At 37.5% G+C, this 1,093-nt stretch carries 1 protein-coding gene; it reads right to left on the bottom strand.

Annotation, left to right across the window (positions count from 1 at the left end; all coding sequences use genetic code 11):
• Nucleotides 1-736 (bottom strand): IS110 family transposase (locus BPMYX0001_RS27525; RefSeq protein WP_033799488.1); only part of this gene is annotated, 736 nt, incomplete at its 3' end.
• Nucleotides 737-1,093: the final 357 nt, after the last annotated feature.

The raw sequence follows: 1,093 nt of genomic DNA on the forward strand, positions 1-1,093 counted from the left end.
CAATAGAATCTTCTACCACTTTACTTAAACGATAGGATCCTCTGACAGCTTTTTGAATGGATTTTGCTATTTCTTCTGGATTACCAAAACGATTTTTTCCTTTTTCCTGAAGAAAAAGAGCGAGATCTTGTAAGGGCATTTGAGCGAGTTCTTCTAAGCTGAATCGTTCTAAGAATAATTCCATCATGGCATTTCCGAAGACAGAGGACCCAACGTCTTGTGTAAATTGACTACACTTTAATCCTAAGTGTTGAAGAAAATGTTGTTTTTCTTTTGTTAAGGCATGTACGAGTTGATAACGAGAACGAGTTAACTGTTGTAAGGCAATGTATTGCTCTTCCTTCACAATCGACATCGTATGACGTCCAAAACGAACATAGTCTGCAATGACAAATGCATCAATGGCATCTGTTTTATCCATCTCTGGATAACTTTTCTTAAAGTTTGCAATTTGTTTTGGATTAATCATAAACACTTGAGAACCGTAGGTTCTTAGCTCCTTATCATTGTGAAGAAACATAGCTGGATGGTAGCTATAAATCGACGTAGATTCTAAGCCAATCTTAATCACTTCACAGGTTAATTTGGAAGCTGTGTTCAGAATTTTTTCTTTTAATATTATGGCTCCAGGTAAGTCATTTGTAATGGTGAACGATTCTAATCGATCACCTTCACCATTTAAAAAACAAACTTTTGCATCTTGAGAGCTCACATCTAAACCAACAAATAGTTTCATGAGAGAGTTCCTCCTTTCTTTTAGAATCATTGGAAAATCTCTTTCTTGGACGTCTGGGGATATCCCTAGTGTGAACGCTGACCAACATCCTCGTGTATAAGAATTTACCCTTGCTTCAAAAGCCGCCCTAGCGCTACTAACAGCTAGGTTTGAATCAAGGAGAACAGCCTGTGAGTAGGAAGAATAAAGCGAACACTGGGAAACAGTCTTTTAATGTAGTTAAAGCCTACAGGGAGAGGGAGAATTGTCCCAAATGATCCTTACTTTCATTATCTAGGAATATCCTCGGACGTCCAAGAGAACATTGTGTTAAATCGTCGCTTGAAAGAGTAACTAAAAAATAATATACGAGGGAGA

This window comes from Bacillus pseudomycoides DSM 12442 (assembly GCF_000161455.1).
GTDB lineage: Bacteria > Bacillota > Bacilli > Bacillales > Bacillaceae_G > Bacillus_A > Bacillus_A pseudomycoides.